The sequence below is a fragment of the Blautia sp. CGZ-1-C1 genome, from assembly GCF_056504575.1.
Genome location: NZ_JBWLUT010000109.1, coordinates 1 through 21,347 on the forward strand (window position 1 = coordinate 1; position 21,347 = coordinate 21,347).

Genomic DNA, 21,347 nt, shown 5'->3' on the forward strand with positions numbered 1-21,347 from the left:
GCACTGGAAGAAATAAAGAAATATCCGACAGAAGATGTTTACTGCATTGGCGGTGACAGCATTTATGAACAGATGCTTCCATACTGTGATGTGGCACATGTTACAAAGATTGACTTTGCCTATGAAGCAGACAGCCACTTCCCGAATCTGGATGAAGACGATGAATGGGAGATCACAGCAGAGAGCGATGAGCAGACATATTTTGACCTGGAATACCAGTTTGTGAAGTATGAGAGAAAGAAATAAGACAGAAAATAAAAGATTGACGGCAATAACGAGCAAGCCAGGAAAAGAAAATCAGAATAGCCGGCTTTGAGAGACAAAAGAAATGTGTAAATAAAAAATCCTGCAGAAACAAGAAACGGTGTTCTGCAGGATTTGCTATTTACAGAAAAAATTATTCGATAACCTTTAACCATCCTTCAGGAGCCTGAATACGTCCCATCTGGATTCCAGTTAATGTATCATAGAGTTTCTGGATAACCGGACCCATTTTCTCCATTCCGCTTGGGAAGCAGATTTCTTTGCCATGGTCAACGATCTTTCCAACAGGAGAGATAACTGCAGCAGTACCGCAAAGACCACATTCAGCGAAATCTTTTACTTCGTCGAAGTATACTTCTCTTTCTTCTGCTTCTAATCCAAGATATTCCTTAGCAACATAGATTAAGGAACGACGTGTGATAGAAGGAAGGATACTATCGGACTTTGGTGTTACAACTTTACCATCTTTAGTAACGAAGATAAAGTTAGCACCACCTGTTTCTTCTACTTTTGTACGTGTAGCTGCATCAAGATACATGTTCTCATCGAATCCGTTCTTGTGAGCATCTACGATTGCATGTAAGCTCATTGCATAGTTAAGACCAGCTTTGATATGACCTGTTCCATGAGGTGCAGCACGGTCGAAATCGCTGACACGGATTGTGATTGGCTTAGCGCCGCCTTTGAAGTATGGTCCTACAGGTGTAGTGAATACACGGAACATGTATTCATCAGCAGGTTTAACACCGATAACCGGGTTTGTACCCATCATATACGGACGGACATATAAAGTAGCACCTGAGCCATATGGTGGAACATATGCTGCGTTAGCTTTTACTGTCTGTACGATGGCATCAACGAAACGATCTTCCGGGAATACTGGCATTTCCAGTCTCTTTGCGGAGTTTGCCATACGTTCTGCATTTAAGTCAGGACGGAAAGTAACGATACGTCCGTCTTCTGTTGTGTAAGCTTTCATTCCTTCGAAAGCAGTCTGTGCATACTGGAAAACACCTGCACATTCGTTGAGTGTTACATTAGGATCAGTTGTAAGTTCACCGGCATCCCATGCACCATCTTTAAATTTTGATACATAACGATAATCAGTCTGTACATAACCGAAGCCAAGGCTGCTCCAGTCGATATTCTTTTTTTCCATAATGAATCTTTCCTCCGTTCACACATATTTACAGTATTTCAGGTGTGATTACTGTTTATCTCTTTACCATTGTAAAACTTTTGCTTGCTAAGTTCAATGGGAAAATTCCAATTTTGCCAGAAAATTAAGAAAAAAATGTAAAAAATCGAAAGTCCGGCAGTATAAACACAGACAAAGGGATGTATGAACAGACAAAGGAATATTACCGGATCAGTGGTCGTGAACGTATAAGTAAATTTATACGTTCTATTTGTTACTGTTCACACTCCACTATTCCGCGAAGCGTGTTGCTGTGAACGGAGTGAACAGTAACTTCTATTTTTCTTTTTAGATGACTGACAGGCGAAAGTCTTGTTTTTTACAAGGTATTTCGCTATAATATGGAATAGAAAAATGGAGGAAAACATGAGCGAAAATTTTGACGAATTAGGCGAGCTTGGGGACAAGATAAAAAAAATCATAGACACAGCAGTTTCCACTAAAGATTACCGGCAGATGACAGAGGATATCAAACAGACAGTGGGACAGACTGTAAACAATGCAGTAAATTCCGCAGTAGATTCCGGAAGTGAAGCAATCAGGAATGGTTTGAACAGCGTATTTGGTTCACAGAATCAAGGAACATATCAGAATAAGACAAAAGAATTTGAAGAACGGCGCAGACGGGAACGTGAACAAGAGGAACAAAAAAGACTGGAAAATGAGAAAGCAAAAGAACGAATGCTGACTCTGTATGAGAAGAACACCGGCGGAAGAATGAAAGGTCTGATGCTTTCTGTCTCAGGTGGTATTCTTGCAAGTGGTATGGGACTAGGAACATTGGTTCTGGCTATTTTCGGTGCGGTTGGACATATGAGTTCACTTGTGTTTGGCGGTACATGCTTTATGGCGGCCGGAGCACTGACCGGTGCAGGTCTTCTTGCCGGAGGACTTAAGAAGCTTGGAAAGCTGGAACGTTTTCAAAAATATATCGGTACGCTGGGAGTGCATACCTATTGCAATTTTGAACAGCTTTCTGTTGCGGTAAATAAGCCGGTGAAATTTGTAAAGAAAGATATTAAGAAAATGATCGATGACGGGTGGTTCCGTCAGGGACATATTGATGCACAGGAGACCTGCCTGATCACAAGTAATGAGACTTATCAGCAATACACTCAGACGCAGAAAGCACTTGAGCAGAAGCAGCAGGAAGAAAAGAGACGTCAGGAAGAGCAGGAGAGAAACAGAGAGAATACATCTCCTGAAGTGCAGGAAGTACTGGACAGAGGAAATGAATTTCTGGATAAGATTCATAAGAGTAATGATGCCATCCCGGGAGTGGAAATCTCAGCTAAGATATCCAGAATGGAACTAATCGTGGAGAAGATTTTTGAACGTGCCGAAAAGCATCCGGAGATTATTCCGGATCTGAAAAAACTGATGAATTATTATCTGCCTATGACAGTAAAATTACTGGATGCCTATGAGGAAATGGATCAGCAGCCTGTTCAGGGAGAGAACATCCAGTCATCTAAGAAGGAAATAGAGGATACATTGGATACGCTTAACCAGGCATTTGAGAAACTTCTGGATTCTGTTTTTCAGGACACTGCATGGGATGTGTCAAGTGATATTTCCGTACTGCATACATTGCTGGCGCAGGAAGGCCTGACAGATGATGATTTTGCAAAAATGCAGAAGAACTGATAACCATGAAACGCTATAAAACAAAAACAGCAGGTTTAGTCAGGAATAAGAATCAGAATTACCGAAAATATGAGAAAAACCTGAAAAAAGCCTGAAAAAAGCCTGATAAAAAGGAGATGCCATGGGGGAAGAATTTAAAGATTTTGAAATGGAAGGACCATCATTAACACTGGAACCAGATCTTGGGGAATTCGAGAAAAAAGAGGAGCCTGTAAAAGTGGAGCAGCCACAGCCAAAAGAAGAAGCTCCGGCACTGACACCGGCAGAGCAGCAGATGGTAAATGAATTTGCAGCAAAAATCGATATTGAGAACACAAACCAGATTCTTCAGTATGGTGCCGGAACACAGAAGAAGATGGCAGATTTCTCAGACACTGCATTAGAGAACGTGAAGATGCAGGATCTGGGAGAAATCGGAGATCTGATCACGAATGTGGTTGGAGAATTAAGAGATTTTGATGCGCAGGATGATGGCGGCAGATTTTTTGGATTCTTTAAGAAACAGTCTTCTAAGATTGAGAATCTGAAGAACAAATATGACAAGGCAGAGGTCAGCATTGAGAAAATCACAGATTCTCTTCAGCAGCATCAGGTGCGTCTGCTGAAGGATTCCGCTATGCTGGACAAGATGTATGAGCAGAACCTGAATTACTTTAAAGAACTTACCATGTATATCCTTGCTGGCAAAAAGAAACTGGAAGAAACCAGAAACGGAAAACTTGAAGAGTTGAAAAATAAGGCGATGATGAGCGGACTTCCTGAGGATGCGCAGGCAGCGAGGGATCTGGATGAGAAATGTAATCGTTTTGAGAAGAAGCTGCATGATCTGGAGCTTACCCGTACGATTGCCATGCAGACAGCACCGCAGATCCGTCTGATTCAGAATAATGATACCGTAATGGTAGAGAAAATCCAGACAACAATCGTAAATACGATTCCGTTATGGAAGAGCCAGATGGTGCTTGCGCTTGGAATCGCTCATTCTGCAGAAGCGACACAGGCGCAGAGACAGGTGACAGATATTACAAATGAACTTCTCAGGAAAAACGCAGAGATGCTTCATACGGCAACGGTTGAGATAGCGAAGGAATCTGAAAGAGGGATTGTTGACCTTGAGACACTTCAGAAAACAAATGCAGATCTGATTCAGACACTGGATGATGTAATGCGCATCCAGATGGAAGGACGCCAGAAGAGGCAGGCGGCAGAGTCAGAAATGCGCCGCATGGAAGATGAACTGAAGCGAAAACTTCTGGAAATCAGACAGTAGATAAATGATTGTATATATTTCAGCAGTCTATTATTTTGTGAGGGAGCTGAATAGTTACGGATAACGAAAATTGGGCGGGAGCTGCCGGGAACTCGGCCGCTCCTGCTTCTGGTAGAAGATGTTTATAGTAATTTCAGAGAATAATGCACTTAATCTCCGGTTCCGCAGAATCTTACCGATGCCAGACTGGATAGAATGGAGCATTCTGTGAGATTATTATAGGAAAGAATAAAGAGGTAATTATGTACAGAGATCATACAAAAGTCATCCGGATCGGAGACAGAAAAATCGGTGGTGGCAACCCTGTTTTAATCCAGTCCATGACGAACACAAAGACAGAAAACGTAGAGCAGACTGTAGCACAGATCCTTGCGCTGGAGCAGGCAGGATGCGACATTATTCGTTGCGCAGTACCTACTATGGAAGCTGCAAAAGCGTTAAAAGAAATCAAGAAACAGATTCATATTCCACTGGTAGCAGATATTCATTTCGACTATCGTCTGGCTATCGCAGCGATGGAAAACGGAGCGGATAAAATACGCATCAATCCGGGAAATATCGGAAGTACAGAGCGTATTAAAGCAGTCGTTGATGTGGCGAAGGAACGCAACATCCCAATCCGTGTCGGTGTAAACAGTGGCTCGCTGGAGAAGGAGCTTGTGGAAAAATATCATGGTGTTACAGCAGAAGGACTGGTTGAGAGTGCGCTGGATAAAGTACACATTATCGAGGAATTAGGCTATGACAATCTTGTCATCAGTATTAAATCTTCAGACGTTCTCATGTGTGCAAAAGCACATGAACTGATCGCAGAAAAAACAAACTATCCACTTCATGTAGGAATCACAGAAGCAGGAACTCTGTATTCCGGAAATATCAAATCAGCGATCGGTCTGGGAATCATTCTGAATCAGGGAATCGGTGATACCATCCGGGTTTCCCTTACAGGCGCACCTCTGGAAGAAATCAAGTCAGCAAAACGTATCCTGAAGACACTTGGACTTCGCAAAGGCGGCGTGGAAGTCGTGTCATGTCCAACCTGCGGACGTACACAGATTGATCTGATCGGTCTTGCAAACAAGGTAGAAACTATGGTGCAGGATATCCCGCTTGATATTAAAGTAGCGGTTATGGGATGTGTGGTAAACGGACCTGGAGAAGCAAAAGAAGCAGATATCGGAATTGCAGGCGGTGTTGGTGTCGGACTTCTGATCAAACATGGCGAGATCATTAAAAAGGTTCCGGAAGAGGAGCTTTTGGATACCTTGCGGGAGGAACTTTTAAACTGGAAAAAATAATCTTTGCAATGAAGCAGAGATTATCTTTGCTTCATTTATATAAAGAGGAGATTCTATTTTGGAAAAAGATTTTTTTGACGTATTTCCCAATTTAAAAGTGAAAAAAGAACTGGAAGAGCTGTTGGACATGGTGTTTGTAACCAGAGTTTCCTGCAATCCTTCCAAGACTCATATCTGGGTATATATAAAAAGTGAACGCTGGATTCATAAGAAGCATATTTTTGCCCTGGAAGAGCAGATAGAGAGACAGATTTTTGCAGGACTGGGCGTTACGGTTACCGTAATAGAGAAGTTTCATTTATCAGGGCAGTACACGCCACAGAATTTCCTGGACACATACCGATCCAGTATGGAACTGGAACTGCGCAATTACAATATGCTGGAATATAACATGTTCAAGCAGGCACAGATTACTTTTCCGGGTGCAAATGATCTTCATATGATTCTTCCTGACTCGGTAATAGCCAGAGAAAAAAGCGAGATTCTGATCGAATATCTGCAGAAAGTTTTCTGCGAGAGATGCGGGATGGATTTGAAAGTGGAGCTGGAGTTTACAGAAACGCAGGAGAGCAAATACCGTAAGAATGCAGCAGTTCAGATTGCTCAGGAAGTAGAGAACGTAATTCGTCATGCAAAGATGAATGCCAAAACGGAGGAGACTTCACAGACTGAAGAAAGTGGAACAACGGAAAAAAAGGCAGAGAAGAAAGCAGATAAATCACAGCAGGAAAAGAAAGACAAAAAGTCCGCATTTGCTGATCGAAAAGACAATAAAAAAGGTGATTTCCGCGGTGGATTCAGACGAGACAGCAATCCGGATGTTATCTATGGAAGAGATTTTGAAGGCGAACCAGTTGCCCTTGAAACAATCACCGGTGAGATGGGTGAGGTCATTGTCCGCGGACAGGTTATGGATGTTGAAGCCAGAGAGATTCGAAATGAAAAGACGATTCTGATTTTCCCGATTACAGACTTTACTGACAGTATTGTAGTGAAGATGTTCCTTCGAAACGAGCAGGTTCCGGAAGTCACAGAGCATGTAAAGAAAGGTGCATTTCTGAAGTTTCGCGGTGTAACGACTGTGGACAGATTTGACAGTGAACTGACGATTGCGTCTATCGCGGGAATCAAAAAGATTGCCAACTTTACCACAGCCAGGGTGGATACCACTCCTCAGAAAAGAGTTGAACTTCACTGCCATACGAAGATGAGCGATATGGATGGTGTCACAGATGCCAAATCTCTAGTAAAACGTGCCTATGAGTGGGGACATCCTGCCATTGCCATTACAGACCATGGTGTCGTTCAGGCATTTCCCGAGGCAAATCACTGCTTCGATGCATGGGGCGGATGTGTGCCGAAGGACTCTGATTTCAAGGTCCTGTATGGTATGGAAGCTTACCTTGTAGATGACTTAAAGGGTATGGTGACAAATGGAAAAGGACAGAAACTGGATGGAAGATTTGTAGTCTTTGATATTGAGACAACAGGCTTCTCTTCTCTGACCTGTCAGATTATTGAGATTGGCGCGGTACTGGTAGAGAACGGAGAGATTACCGATCGTTTTTCCACGTTTGTAAACCCAAAAGTACCGATCCCGTTCCGCATTGAACAGCTTACAAGCATTAATGACAGCATGGTAATGGATGCGCCGACAATCGAAGAAATTCTGCCAAAATTCCTTGAATTCAGCAAGGGGGCGGTAATGGTTGCACATAATGCGGACTTTGACATGGGATTCATTATGAAAAACTGTGACAGACTGGGAATCAAGCATGATTTTACTTACGTGGATACGGTCGGAATGGCGCGTTTCCTGTTGCCTGCATTGAACAGATTTAAGCTGGATACGGTTGCAAAAGCAGTTGGAGTTTCACTGGAGAATCATCATCGTGCAGTAGACGATGCCGCATGTACAGCAGAGATTTTTGTAAAATTTGTCAAAATGCTGGCGGACAGAGATATTCTTGATGTGGATGAGATGAATAAACAGGGAGCGGTATCGGCCAATACTATTAAGAAGTTACCAACTTACCATGCGATTATTTTTGCCAGAAATGAGACGGGACGCATTAATCTGTATAAACTGGTAAGCCAGTCTCATCTGAAATATTATCACAGACGTCCTCGTGTACCGAAGAGTGTGCTGGAAGAGCATAGGGATGGTCTTCTGGTGGGAAGTGCCTGCGAGGCAGGAGAGCTGTATCAGGCAATACTGAGAAATGCACCGGATACGGAGATTGCCAGACTGGTTAATTTTTATGACTATCTGGAAATTCAGCCGCTTGGAAATAATAAATTTATGATCGCGGATGACAAGCATGATATGATCAATTCTGAGGAAGATTTAAAAGAGATAAACAGAAAGATCGTCAAGCTTGGAGAGCAGTTTAAGAAACCTGTTGTAGCTACTTGTGATGTGCACTTTATGGATCCTCAGGACGAGGTATACCGACGTATTATTATGGCTGGAAATGGTTTCTCGGATGCGGATGAACAGGCACCATTATATCTGCGTACTACGGAAGAAATGCTGGAGGAATTCTCCTATCTGGGAAGTGAGAAAGCTGAGGAAGTTGTCATTACGAACACCAATAAGATTGCGGATATGATCGAGAAAATTTCCCCGATCCATCCGGACAAATTCCCACCGGTCATTGAAAATTCCGACCAGGATCTGAAGAATATCTGCTTCACAAAGGCACATGAAATGTACGGAGATCCCCTGCCGGAGATCGTGGAAAGCCGTCTGGATAGAGAACTGAACTCTATTATTTCGAATGGTTACGCCGTAATGTATATTATCGCACAGAAACTGGTGTGGAAGTCTAATGAGGACGGATATCTGGTAGGTTCGCGAGGATCAGTAGGATCTTCCCTGGCGGCTACAATGTCCGGTATCACAGAGGTAAATCCTCTGCCGCCGCATTACTTATGTCCGAATCCGGATTGTAAATACAGTGATTTCGATTCGCCGGAAGTAAAGCAATACGCAGGTATGGCAGGGTGCGATATGCCTGATAAAATCTGTCCGAAATGTGGGACAAAAATGAAGAAAGAGGGATTTGATATTCCTTTTGAAACATTCCTTGGATTCAAGGGAGATAAGGAGCCTGATATTGACCTTAACTTCTCAGGAGAATATCAGGCAAATGCACATCGATATACAGAGGTTATTTTCGGTAAAGGACAGACGTTTAAAGCCGGAACTATCGGTACACTGGCAGAGAAAACGGCATTCGGTTATGTGAAGAATTATTTCGAGGAACGCGGCGTGCATAAACGTTACTGTGAGATTAACCGTATCGTGCAGGGGTGCACAGGAGTCCGCCGTACCACAGGACAGCATCCGGGAGGTATCATTGTACTTCCGGTGGGAGAGGAAATCGAGAAATTTACACCTGTCCAGCATCCTGCGAATGACGTAAACAGTGATATTATCACCACGCATTTTGATTATCATTCCATTGATGGAAACCTGCTGAAGCTTGATATACTGGGACACGATGATCCGACCATGATCCGAATGCTGGAGGATCTGACCGGCATCAGTGCGAGGGATGTTCCGCTGGATCAGAGGGATGTCATGTCATTATTTGCAAGCACGAAAGCATTGAAAATCGAGCCGGAGGATATTGGTGGATGTAAGCTTGGATGCCTGGGAATCCCGGAATTCGGTACAGACTTTGCTATGCAGATGCTTATCGATACCAAGCCGAAATACTTCTCGGACCTGATTCGTATTGCAGGACTTTCCCACGGTACAGATGTATGGCTTGGAAATGCGCAGGTACTGATCCAGAATGGCACGGCTACGATTTCTACTGCCATCTGTACCCGAGATGATATCATGATCTATCTAATCGGAAAAGGTGTGGAAAGTGGTCTTGCATTTACCATTATGGAGAGTGTCCGTAAGGGAAAAGGCCTGCGTGATGAGTGGATCACAACGATGAAGGAACATGATGTACCGGACTGGTATATCTGGTCCTGTAAGCTGATCAAGTACATGTTCCCGAAAGCCCATGCGGCGGCTTACGTTATGATGGCATACCGAATTGCGTGGTATAAGGTATTTCAGCCGCTGGCTTATTATGCGGCATACTTTAGTATCCGTGCGACAGCTTTTTCCTATGAACTGATGTGCATGGGTAAAGAACGTCTGGAATATTATATGGCAGAAATCCGTAAGAAAGGCGATGCTGCATCTAAGAAAGAGCAGGATACCCTGAAGGATATGCGTATCGTGCAGGAGATGTATGCAAGAGGTTTTGAGTTCGTTCCAATCGATCTTTACACTGCAAAAGCGCAGCGATTCCAGATTGTGGACGGAAAACTGATGCCATCACTTGCGACCATTGACGGACTCGGAGATAAGGCCGCAGATGCCGTTGTAGATGCCGCAAAACAAGGCAAATTCCTGTCAAAAGACGACTTCCGCGACAGAACTAAAGTCAGCAAGACAGTTATTGATCTGATGGATGATCTGAAATTATTTGGAGATATTCCGCAGTCGAACCAGATGTCACTGTTTGATTTTACGGGATGAGATAGAAGATATAAGGAGATGGATATGAAGAAAGAGGAGCTTAGATATTTACAGAGACTTGCAGAAATTTATCCTACAATTGGAAAAGCATCTACGGAGATTATTAATCTCCAGTCGATTCTGAACCTTCCAAAGGGAACGGAACACTTTATGTCCGATCTTCATGGAGAGTATCAGGCATTTTCCCATGTATTGCGAAACGGTTCCGGTGCAGTGCGAAAGAAAATAGATGACGTATTCGGACACACGCTTGGAAATAATGACAAACGTTCTCTGGCGACACTGATTTATTATCCAAGAGAGAAGATGGATCTGGTAAAGGAAACAGAGGATGATATGGAAAACTGGTACAAGATTACTCTGTATCGTCTGATTGAAATATGTAAGACAACAGCTTCCAAATATACCAGATCAAAAGTAAGAAAAGCGCTTCCGGCAGACTATGCATATGTGATCGAAGAGCTGATCACAGAGAAAGCGGAGGTCCTGGATAAAGAAGCTTATTATGATGCCATTGTAAATACCATTATTGAAATCGGCAGTGCAGAGAACTTTATCATTGCACTTGCAGAACTGATTCAGCGTCTTGTCGTAGATCACCTGCATATCCTGGGGGATATTTACGACAGAGGCCCGGCACCGCATTTTATCATGGACCGTCTGATGCAGTACCATTCCCTGGACATCCAGTGGGGTAACCATGATGTAGTCTGGATGGGTGCGGCAGCAGGTCAGAAAGCATGTATTGCAACGGTAGTGAGAAACAGCATCCGTTATGGAAATCTGGATATTCTGGAAGATGGATACGGTATCAATATGCTGCCGCTTGCAACCTTTGTCATGGAAGCATATAAGGATGATCCATGTGATATTTTTGCCATGAAAGGCGCTTCAAATTACAATGTTCTGGAAGAAGAACTCGGCAAAAAAATGCACAAAGCGATTGCAGTGATCCAGTTTAAATTAGAAGGAAAACTGGTGCGAAAGCATAAAGAGTTCCAGATGGAAGACAGGGCACTTTTACATAGAATCAATCCTGAAAAAGGAACAATCACCCTGCCGGATGGAAAAGAATATCCTCTCCGGGACAGCAACTTCCCGACGATTGACTGGAAGCATCCATACGAGCTTACAGACGGGGAAAAAGAGGTTATGGACAAGCTGTCTTCTGCATTCAGAAACTGCGAGAAGCTGCAGAATCATATCCGGCTGTTACTGGATAAAGGAGGCCTTTATACAGTATATAATGGGAATCTTCTGTTTCATGGAAGTATCCCGTTAAATGAGGATGGAACCTTCCGTGAAGTACAGATTTATGGGAAAAGCTATAAAGGAAAAGAATTGTATGATGTGCTGGAAGCCTATGTACGCAGAGCTTTTTATTCTGTAGGAAAAGATGAGCAGAAGAAAGGCCGGGATATCATGTGGTATATCTGGGCAGCACCGAATTCTCCGTTGTTTGGCAAGAGTAAGATGAGTACTTTTGAGCGTTATTTTATAGAAGATCCGTCCACACATGAGGAGAAAAAGAATGCATATTACCGACTCTGGGAGAATGAAGAAGTAGTTGATAATATGCTGCGTGAATTTGGTCTGGATCCGGAGAAGGGCCATATTATCAATGGTCATGTACCTGTACATCAGAGTGAGGGAGAAAGCCCGGTCAAATGCAATGGCAAGGTTATCGTTATTGACGGAGGCTTCTCCAAGGCATACAGAAAAGTTACAGGTATTGCAGGATATACACTGATTTATAATTCTTATGGATTAAATCTTACAGCTCACGAGCCATTTACTTCCAAAGCAGATGCGGTAGCAAAAGAGACAGATATCGTATCAAATCGTGTAGCAGTCAGCTACATGTCAAGACGTCAGCTGGTAGGTGATACAGATACCGGTCATGCGTTAAAAGAGAGAATTCAGGAACTGATCCAGCTTCTGGATGCATACAGAAAAGGTACTATCAAAGAGAAAAAATAAGAACCAGGCGGATAGATTTTAGAATAAAAATATCCAAAATTTGTAAGCAAACGCCAAAAAGAGGTTGGTTTTACAGGCGATAAAACTCTTTACTTATAAAATTGTGTTCTATATAATGAGTAGTGTTGTGTGATAAACAGTAACGATAAACAAATATTATGAGGCGGGCAGATATGCCCTGAGATGATGGACAAAAGGAGAATACGATAATGGGTGGAATTTTTGGAGTAGCATCAAAGTCCAGCTGCGTTCTGGACCTTTTCTTCGGAATTGATTATCATTCCCATCTGGGAACACGCAGAGGCGGTATGGCGGTATATGATTCGAAACGTGGCTTTGACCGTGTGATCCACAATATCGAGAACGCACCATTCAGAACAAAGTTTGACGGTGATATCGGTGAGATGGAAGGAAATTTAGGAATCGGATGTATTTCAGATAATGAGCCACAGCCGTTGCTGGTACGTTCCCATCTGGGAAATTTTGCAATCACTACAGTTGGAAAGATCAACAACATGGATGAACTGATCGCAACCTGTTTCAAGAATGGATGTACACATTTCCTGGAAATGAGCGGTGGAAGTGTCAACCCTACAGAAATGGTAGCTGCCCTGATCAACCAGAAGGATAACATGATCGAAGGAATCCGTTATGCGCAGGAAGTAATCGAAGGTTCTATGACGATGCTGATCCTGACACCTAAGGGATTGCTGGCAGCACGTGACCGTCTGGGAAGAACTCCGTTGATCATAGGCAAGAAAGAAGATGCCTGCTGTGTATCCTTTGAAAGCTTTGCATATCTGAATTTAGGATATGAAGACCTGAAAGAACTGGGACCTGGCGAGATCGTTGCAGTGACTCCGGATGGAGTGGAAACTCTGCAGAAGCCTGGCGAAGAGATGCGTATCTGTTCTTTCCTGTGGGTATATTACGGATATCCGACTTCAACTTATGAAGGCGTTAATGTAGAAGAAATGCGTTATCACTGTGGTGATATGCTGGCAAAACGTGACAAAGGCGAAGTAAACCCGGATATCGTAGCCGGAGTTCCGGATTCTGGTATTGCACATGCCATCGGATATGCGAACCAGTCAGGCGTACCTTTTGCCCGCCCGTTTATTAAATATACACCAACCTGGCCGAGATCTTTCATGCCTACTCAGCAGAGCCAGAGAAATCTGATTGCCAGAATGAAACTGATTCCGGTACACCGTCTGATCAAAGATAAGAGCCTTCTTATGATCGATGATTCTATCGTACGTGGAACACAGTTAAGAGAAACAACAGAATTCCTTTACAGAAATGGTGCAAAGGAAGTACATATCCGTCCTGCATGCCCGCCGCTTCTGTATGGATGTAAATATCTGAACTTCTCACGTTCCAAATCAGAGATGGATCTGATCACAAGACGTGTGATCGCGAAACGTGAGGGAGAGAATGTCAGTGATAGGACACTGGCAGACTACGCAGATCCGAATTCAACTAATTACAAAGAAATGTTGGAAGAGATCCGTAAGGAACTGAACTTTACATCCCTGAAATTCCACAGACTTGACGATCTGAAGGCTTCTATCGGAATCTCTCCATGCAAACTCTGTACTTATTGCTGGGATGGAAAAGAATAATATTTCGTAACTGTGAAGGTACTGAATAGTTACAATATTTCTGCATAGAATGATAACTGGAAATGTAGATAGAAAGTAAATACGATATAGAAGTACAAAAAAGAGGAGACGTAGAATTTGTCGGTAGTAAACAATCAGAAAAGGAACAAAAAGAAAAGAAGGCTTAAGAAGCTTCTGATATTTGTGATCATCTTGTTTGTCCTGCTTATACTTGCAGGTATTCTGTTGATTCGTCAGCGGGAGAATGAGGACAGGCAGCAGCGCAAGGCAGAAGCAATCGCGGCACTGGAAAGTGTTCCAACTGTAACACCTACACCGGCAGCTACGCCAACCCCGATTCCGACACCAATTCCTACGGTAACGCCGACACCTGTGTTGGAAAGAGCCTATGTTTTTGACCCGGATGATTATCTGGGAAGCTGGCACAGTAAGAATGGCAGGGTTGTGATCGAGATTACGAAACTAAGCCAGAAGTCGGTTACATTTACTTATTCGCAGACAAATAAGAAAAAAACAGCCACCTGTGAAGCTACGGTAAAGAAATCCGTAGCGGGAAATGCGTCAAGATTTTCCTTTACAGATTCCCTGGGAAATGTAGCAAAAGGCTATTTCACTTTTGATAACGGGATTCTGTATGTGAAGATTAAAACAAAAACGAAAGCGGAAGGCGCTAAAGTTCACCCTTCCGTAGATGGTGTTATGATCAGAGGATAACGGGAAGCTACATAAGAAAAATATTGACTGTGAATATGATCTACAGTCATGAAAAAGCAAAAGAAAAACAAAAGGATTCAGGTAACATCAGAAGTTACAGGAATCCTTTTTGCTTTTTATTTATTCATCTCTTTTTTGTCAGTGCGCCCTACCAGATAGTCAACACTTATGTCATAATAATTTGCCAGTCTGATCAACATTTCGACAGGAATGTTACGTGATCCGGTTTCATAGTGTGAATAGGAACGCTGGCTGATGTGAAGAATTTCGCTAAGCTGTTTCTGGGACAGATCAGCATCTGTGCGTAAATCCTGAATACGCTGAAATTTCATGTGGGGTACCTCCTTCCCTATGGAGAGTGTTTAAAAAAATATCCCGCAAATTGTGACACACATCTTGCAGAAAACTTTTTTCAAACATGCTCTGATATAAAAAAGTATAAAACAGAACAAATTGCACTCTTGCAAAATGGAGCAAAATGGACTATAATAAAAATATCTTTATTCAATTCTGATTTCTGAAATAATACATGACCGTTCAGGTTATGGTAATCCCATAAAGTAAAAAAAGCAATATTTAGCCGAATAAGATAAAACTTTGCTTCTGTTACATGTTTTTGTCTATTCGGTGTCTTGCAATCGTTATGAACTACAATAGACAGTAATAAGCAGAGCAATTATTCAGTATGGATATGTATAGATATATGATATGTATAAATCACATCGGGGAGATTTATGCATCTGGAAAGGAGAAAATTTGTTTGCAAGTGTATTATCAGCTGCAATTTTAGGGGTAGAAGTATGTCCTGTCCAGGTTGAAGCAGATGTAAGTAACGGACTTCCTTCCTTTATAATGGTAGGATTTCCATCCGCTCAGGTAAAAGAAGCCCAGGACAGAGTACGTACAGCACTTAAGAATAACGGCTATCAGTTTCCACCAAAGAGAATCACTGTTAATTTCGCACCTGCGGATATGAAGAAAGAAGGTGCCGGCTTTGATGTTCCGGTCGCAGCCGCAGTATTGGCTGCTTTTGAAATCATAAGTTCGCGGGATGTCAATGGAGTCATGATGGCAGGCGAGATCGGACTGGACGGAGAGATTCATGGCATTTCGGGAATCCTCCCCATGGTATTGTGTGCGAGAAGTCTTGGATGCCGATTCTGCGTAGTTCCTTATGAGAATCTGAAAGAAGGAAGACTCATCAAGGATGTGCCGGTAGCAGGGGTAAAGAATCTGAAGGAACTGATCGAATGCATCCAGAATCCGGAACCATATCTGAAAATGGAAATCCAGGAGGATATTTCTGCAAGAAATACGGATAAAGGAATGGATTTCTCAGATATTGAAGGGCAGGAAGGCGCAAAAAGGGCAGCAGAGATTGCAGTAAGTGGCTTCCATAACATGCTTCTGATTGGACCGCCAGGGACAGGCAAGACGATGCTTGCCAGAAGACTTCCTACGATCATGCCAGGTCTGGGATTTGAAGAGAAACTGGAACTTACCAGAATTTACAGTATTGCGGGGCTTTTATCCAGAGAAAATCCTTTGATGAATGAAAGACCATTTAGAAGTCCCCACCATACGAGTACGCCACAGGCAATAGCAGGAGGGGGACGCAATCCGCGTCCCGGTGAGATTACACTGGCGCATAAAGGTGTGCTTTTCCTGGATGAAATGCCTGAATTTTCCAGGGCAAGTCTGGAACTTCTGCGTCAGCCACTGGAAGACAAGGTGATTCAGATTGCCAGGGCAAGCGGTACATATAGTTTTCCAGCGGATTTTATGCTATGTGCCGCGATGAATCCCTGTCCCTGCGGATATTATCCGGATTTGAACCGATGCACCTGTACGTCGGGAGAAATTTCACATTATATGGGCAAAATTAGCCTGTCCGCTCCTGGACAACAGGATCGACATCAGCACAGAAGTACCGCCGGTTTCTTTTGCACAGCTTCACTGTGGAAAGAAAGGGGAAACATCTGCAATTATCAGGAAAAGAGTAGAAAAAGTACAGAAAATCCAGGGAGAACGTTATAAAGACGAGAAGATAAGTTTCAACGGACAGCTGAGAAGCAGTCTGATCGATAAGATACTGCCCTCTTACGGACAGTGCATCAAAGCTGCTTGCGAGAGCGTTTGAGAGAATTGCATTCAGTGCCAGATCCTATCACAGAATTTTGAAAGTAGCCAGAACGATTGCCGATATGGAGGAAGAAGAAATCATTGCCAGCCATCATATCGGAGAGGCACTTTCTTACAGAGCATTTGATAAAGATTTTGTCATAAAATAAAAGTCTGCGAGGTATTTTATATGGAAAGAACTGAGGTAGAAAAATTCGATTCAGAAAGTTCGGAAAGCATAGATTGGGAAAAAAATAACAGAAAGAGAAATCAGGTGTTGGGAAATTCCATGGATCAGATCCGATGTATCACAAAAACAAGTCTGGAGTATCCGAAAAAAATGATGCAGTATCCCTCCATGCCCGCAAAGCTATATGTAAAGGGGAGAATGCCTGATCCCGACAAGATAACCGTAGCAGTAATCGGAGCGAGAATGTGCAGCCCATACGGCAGAATCCAGGCTTTCCGTTATGCGAAGGAACTAAGTCAGGCAGGAGTACAGATCATCAGCGGCATGGCTCTTGGGATTGATTCAGAAGGGCATAAAGGAGCCCTGGAAGGGAAAATGCCTACATTTGCGGTGCTGGGAAGTGGAGTTGACGTGTGTTATCCGAAAACAAACAAAAAACTTTACGAGAGAATTCTCTGGGAAAATGGCGGGATTATCAGTGAATGTCCGTTGGGTTCGGAACCTGTATCCTGGCATTTTCCGGCGCGTAACCGCATCATCAGTGCCCTGTCAGATGCAGTTCTGGTGGTAGAGGCAAAAGAAAACAGTGGCTCTCTGATTACAGCAGGTTTTGCACTGGAACAGGGAAAAATGGTCTATGCCATCCCAGGTGCTGTTACAGATACACTTAGCAGAGGATGCCATAAGCTGATCTACGATGGCGCAGGAATTGCCTACTGCCCGGAAATCATACTGGAAGAACTTGGAATCGGTGCAGAGAAAGCCTTGCAAACAGACGAAAAAAACAACTTAGGACTTGCAAGTGATTTGAATTTGGTGTATAGTTGTCTCGATTTACGACCAAAAAACCCCGATTACATAGTAAGAAAAACAGGCTTTTCGCCGGCACAGGTAAGCAACTGTCTGGTGGAGCTGACACTGCAGGGACTCATAAGAGAAAGCGGGAGACATTACTATGTAAGATGCAGTTAAGTTATTGTTCATGCGCCATTTCTGTTGCTGAGAACGGAGTGAACAGTAACGTGAATTAGCCGGATTGGGAAAAATCCGTTATCTGGTTAATAATAAGCTGTGAAAAGAATGAATTTGGCGTTATTGGGCGCTTATAGAATTGCTATAGTGAACAGTAACAGATTACGACTAGGAGAGATAGCATGGCGAAATATCTGGTGATAGTGGAATCACCTGCAAAAGTGAAAACAATTAAGAAGTTTCTTGGCGCGAATTACGATGTGGAAGCTTCAAACGGACATGTTCGCGATTTTCCCAAGAGCCAGTTTGGAATTGACGTAGAGCATGATTTTGAACCGAAATATATAACAATACGTGGAAAGGGAGAACTGCTTGCCAAGCTTCGCAAGTCTGCCAAGAAGGCAGATAAGATTTATCTGGCAACCGACCCTGACCGCGAGGGAGAGGCTATTTCCTGGCATCTGATGCAGGCCTTAAAAGAAGACCCGAAGAAGATGCACAGAATTACTTTCAATGAGATCACAAAAACAGCTGTAAAGTCATCCATTAAACAGGCAAGAGAACTGGATATGGATCTGGTAGACGCACAGCAGGCAAGACGTATGCTTGACCGTATGGTTGGTTACAGTATCAGCCCTCTGCTCTGGGCGAAAGTCAAGAGAGGTTTAAGTGCGGGACGTGTACAGTCTGTTGCATTGCGTATCATCTGTGACAGAGAGGATGAGATCAACGCATTTATTCCGGAAGAATACTGGAGTCTTGACGGAGAATTTCAGGTAAAGGGTGAAAAGAAACCGCTTCAGGCTAAATTCTACGGTACAGATAAGAAAATGAGCATCCATAACAAGCAGGAAATGGATGAGCTTCTGGCTTCCTTAAAGGATAAAGAGTATGAGATTACTGAGGTAAAGAAAGGCGAGCGAATCAAAAATGCACCTCTGCCATTTACCACAAGTACCTTACAGCAGGAAGCTGCCAAGACATTAAACTTTTCTACACAGAAGACGATGCGTCTGGCACAGCAGTTATATGAAGGAATCGATATTAAAGGAAATGGTACCGTTGGTGTGATTTCCTACCTGCGTACAGATTCTACCCGAATTTCTGAGGAAGCAGATGCTGCGGCAAGAGAATATATCACTGAACAGTATGGCGAGAATTATGTTTCCCAGTCAGAGAAAACAGTGAAAAAAGGACAGAAGATCCAGGATGCCCATGAGGCGATCCGTCCTACAGATATCAGCCGTACACCGGCTGTATTAAAGGAATCTCTGTCCAGAGATCAGTTCAGACTGTATCAGCTTATCTGGAGAAGATTTGCAGCGAGCAGAATGGCACCGGCGAAGTATGAGACGACTTCCGTAAAAATCGGGGCAGATGAATATATCTTTACAGTGTCTGCATCCAAAATCGTGTTTGACGGATTTATGTCTGTATACACAGATGAAGAAGATCAGAAAAAAGGAAATGTACTGAATCAGAGCCTTGAAAAAGGCATGAAGCTCACACTCAAAGAACTGAAACCAGAGCAGCATTTCACACAGCCGCCGGCACATTACACGGAGGCCGTGCCTCGGTTAAAACGATGGAAGAATTGGGAATCGGACGTATCTGCAAGATACCTATGCGCCGACCATTACAACAATTATCAGCCGCCGCTATGTGGCTAAAGAACAGAAGAATCTATATGTTACAGAGCTTGGTGAGGTTGTCAACAACATCATGAAGCAGGCATTCCCGAGTATCGTGGATGTGAATTTCACAGCAACTATGGAAGGGCTTCTGGACTGTGTGGCAGCAGGTACTGTTAAATGGAAAACAGTAGTCAGCAATTTCTACCCGGATCTGAAGAGAGATGTCGATGCAGCAGAGGAAGAACTGGAGAAAGTTGACATTCAGGATGAAGTCACAGATGTAGTCTGTGATAACTGTGGCAGAAACATGGTTATCAAATATGGTCCACATGGACGATTTCTTGCATGCCCGGGCTTCCCGGAGTGTAGAAATACAAAGCCATATTTCGAGAAGATTGGTGTTCCATGCCCGAAATGTGGCAAGGAGCTTGTTCTTAAGAAAACCAAGAAAGGACGTAAATATTACGGATGTGAAAATAATCCGGAATGCGATTTTATGTCCTGGCAGAAGCCATCCGCAAAGAAATGCCCAAAATGTGGAAGCTATATGGTGGAAAAGGGGAATAAGCTTGTCTGCAGCCAGGAAACATGTGGATATGTAGAGACGAAGGAAGAAAAATAGAAGTAGAATGCATTTTTAAACATGCTTAGAAAATCTTCGTAGATGAAAATATAAAAGATAGTATAAATACAGGAAGAGAATGATACTTTTCCTGTATTTTTTTGTCATAAAATATGTTTGTAATATACATACAGTGTAATAAATAATAATCCGGTTTTGAGAAAAACCGTATTCCGAAATAACACCATATTTATTGAATAATATTTGCAAAAGGAATCTATTTTCAGAAAAGCAAAAATAAATAAAAAAATTATAAAATTTGTCTTGTAATTTATCTGCGAAACGTGTAGTATTAAAGTACGAGTAAAGTTATTGACCGGGTATGTCTGAATCTTTTTTCAGAACAGAGTGAAGATACTGTTCATTGCTTAAATAGTGTCAGAAAAGGTTTCTGTTCATATATTATTAAGATGAGTGAAAGATAAACAGAAAAGAATTCAGATATATGCAAGGCGAAAGGAGGACTATATGAGCTTCAGTTGCTGGACAAAACAAGAAAAATCAACAAACTTCTGCATAACAGCAGTTCCAGTAAAGTCGTATTTAATGATATCTGCCAGGTTCTGATGGAAACTCTGAGTTCCAATATCCTGGTTCTCAGCAAAAAGGGAAAGGTTCTGGGCGTCAGTTTATGTCCGGGCGTAGAAGAGATTACCGAGCTGATTGAGGATAAAGTTGGCGGATATGTGGATTCATTATTGAACGAGCGATTTTTAGGTGTATTGTCAACAAAAGAGAATGTGAATCTTCAGACACTGGGCTTTGAGCATGTGTCAAGCAGCTATCAGGGAATCATCAATCCGATAGATATCGCAGGAGAAAGATTAGGTACAGTATTTATGTACCGCTATGACAGACCGTATGATATTGAAGACATTATTGTCAGTGAATATGGTACAACTGTAGTTGGTCTGGAGATGATGCGTGCAGTTCACGAAGAGAATGCAGAAGAAGACAGAAAACAGCAGGTTGTGAAATCTGCATTTAATACATTATCTTTCTCAGAGTTGGAAGCAATCATTCATATCTTCGATGAACTCGACGGAGATGAAGGAATCCTGGTTGCAAGTAAGATTGCTGACCGCGTGGGAATCACCAGATCTGTAATTGTAAATGCATTGAGAAAATTTGAAAGTGCCGGTGTGATTGAATCCAGGTCTTCCGGTACTGAAGGGAACTTATATCAAGGTTCTCAAAAACGAAGTAATCTTTGATGAACTGGAAGAGATCAAGGCACAGAGAAATAAGCAAGCCTGACTTTGC

Annotated in this window: 16 protein-coding genes and 1 pseudogene; 15 read left to right on the top strand and 2 right to left on the bottom strand. The window is 42.7% G+C overall.

The window, feature by feature from the left end; translation table 11 throughout:
- Window positions 1–246: dihydrofolate reductase (locus AC058W_RS09940; RefSeq protein WP_479390026.1), on the top strand; the 246-nt coding region annotated here is incomplete at its 5' end.
- Window positions 247–397: 151 nt separating this feature from the next.
- Here AC058W_RS09940 and AC058W_RS09945 read toward each other — a convergent pair.
- A complete protein-coding gene (locus AC058W_RS09945; RefSeq protein WP_117675790.1) occupies window positions 398–1,423 on the bottom strand; it encodes a branched-chain amino acid aminotransferase in 1,026 nt (341 codons plus the stop codon).
- 405 nt (window positions 1,424–1,828) lie between these two features.
- Here AC058W_RS09945 and AC058W_RS09950 point away from each other — a divergent pair, with 405 nt between their 5' ends.
- The 7 genes from AC058W_RS09950 to AC058W_RS09980 all read left to right on the top strand — a co-directional run bounded on the left by AC058W_RS09950 (window position 1,829) and on the right by AC058W_RS09980 (window position 14,545).
- Entirely contained in the window at window positions 1,829–3,109 is a 1,281-nt protein-coding gene (locus AC058W_RS09950; protein WP_340283722.1) for a 5-bromo-4-chloroindolyl phosphate hydrolysis family protein, read from the top strand.
- A 121-nt stretch (window positions 3,110–3,230) separates the two neighbouring features.
- Complete coding sequence (locus tag AC058W_RS09955; RefSeq protein ID WP_118136861.1) at window positions 3,231–4,379, top strand: toxic anion resistance protein; 1,149 nt, start codon at window positions 3,231–3,233, stop codon at window positions 4,377–4,379.
- Window positions 4,380–4,621: 242 nt separating this feature from the next.
- Window positions 4,622–5,677: a flavodoxin-dependent (E)-4-hydroxy-3-methylbut-2-enyl-diphosphate synthase gene (ispG, locus tag AC058W_RS09960; protein ID WP_118410903.1), complete on the top strand. Its 1,056-nt coding sequence runs from the start codon at window positions 4,622–4,624 to the stop codon at window positions 5,675–5,677.
- 58 nt (window positions 5,678–5,735) lie between these two features.
- The gene (locus tag AC058W_RS09965; RefSeq protein ID WP_118247234.1) at window positions 5,736–10,226 is read left to right on the top strand and encodes a PolC-type DNA polymerase III; all 4,491 of its coding nucleotides are present in this window, start codon (window positions 5,736–5,738) and stop codon (window positions 10,224–10,226) included.
- 24 nt (window positions 10,227–10,250) lie between these two features.
- Entirely contained in the window at window positions 10,251–12,206 is a 1,956-nt protein-coding gene (locus AC058W_RS09970) for a fructose-1,6-bisphosphatase (RefSeq protein WP_117844505.1), read from the top strand.
- A 209-nt stretch (window positions 12,207–12,415) separates the two neighbouring features.
- Window positions 12,416–13,831 (top strand): amidophosphoribosyltransferase, encoded by a 1,416-nt coding sequence (locus AC058W_RS09975; protein ID WP_117844503.1) that lies wholly within the window; start codon window positions 12,416–12,418, stop codon window positions 13,829–13,831.
- Window positions 13,832–13,948: 117 nt separating this feature from the next.
- The gene (locus tag AC058W_RS09980; RefSeq protein WP_294438583.1) at window positions 13,949–14,545 is read left to right on the top strand and encodes a hypothetical protein; all 597 of its coding nucleotides are present in this window, start codon (window positions 13,949–13,951) and stop codon (window positions 14,543–14,545) included.
- A 116-nt stretch (window positions 14,546–14,661) separates the two neighbouring features.
- On the opposite strand, the gene AC058W_RS09985 is transcribed toward AC058W_RS09980, so the two are convergent.
- A complete protein-coding gene (locus AC058W_RS09985) occupies window positions 14,662–14,877 on the bottom strand; it encodes a helix-turn-helix domain-containing protein (RefSeq protein ID WP_117675806.1) in 216 nt (71 codons plus the stop codon).
- Here AC058W_RS09985 and AC058W_RS09990 point away from each other — a divergent pair, their 5' ends adjacent.
- The 7 genes and pseudogenes from AC058W_RS09990 to codY all read left to right on the top strand — a co-directional run bounded on the left by AC058W_RS09990 (window position 14,878) and on the right by codY (window position 21,341).
- On the top strand, window positions 14,878–15,066 hold the full coding sequence (locus tag AC058W_RS09990; protein WP_479390027.1) for a DUF6783 domain-containing protein: 189 nt from the start codon (window positions 14,878–14,880) through the stop codon (window positions 15,064–15,066). It begins immediately after the preceding gene.
- Window positions 15,067–15,301: 235 nt separating this feature from the next.
- Window positions 15,302–16,582 (top strand): YifB family Mg chelatase-like AAA ATPase, encoded by a 1,281-nt coding sequence (locus AC058W_RS09995; RefSeq protein WP_479390028.1) that lies wholly within the window; start codon window positions 15,302–15,304, stop codon window positions 16,580–16,582.
- Between the two features lie 107 nt (window positions 16,583–16,689).
- The gene (locus AC058W_RS10000; RefSeq protein WP_479390031.1) at window positions 16,690–16,836 is read left to right on the top strand and encodes a magnesium chelatase subunit ChlI family protein; all 147 of its coding nucleotides are present in this window, start codon (window positions 16,690–16,692) and stop codon (window positions 16,834–16,836) included.
- Between the two features lie 119 nt (window positions 16,837–16,955).
- On the top strand, window positions 16,956–17,828 hold the full coding sequence (gene dprA, locus AC058W_RS10005) for a DNA-processing protein DprA (protein ID WP_117844583.1): 873 nt from the start codon (window positions 16,956–16,958) through the stop codon (window positions 17,826–17,828).
- Window positions 17,829–18,010: 182 nt separating this feature from the next.
- Window positions 18,011–19,498, top strand: a complete 1,488-nt coding sequence (topA, locus tag AC058W_RS10010; RefSeq protein ID WP_479390029.1) for a type I DNA topoisomerase — start codon at window positions 18,011–18,013, stop codon at window positions 19,496–19,498.
- On the top strand, window positions 19,491–20,084 hold the full coding sequence (locus AC058W_RS10015) for a DNA topoisomerase family protein (protein WP_479390030.1): 594 nt from the start codon (window positions 19,491–19,493) through the stop codon (window positions 20,082–20,084). The genes topA and AC058W_RS10015 overlap by 8 nt, the downstream gene beginning before the upstream one ends.
- Before the next feature lie 443 nt (window positions 20,085–20,527).
- A pseudogene (gene codY, locus AC058W_RS10020) lies at window positions 20,528–21,341 on the top strand (GTP-sensing pleiotropic transcriptional regulator CodY).
- Window positions 21,342–21,347 lie beyond the last annotated feature (6 nt).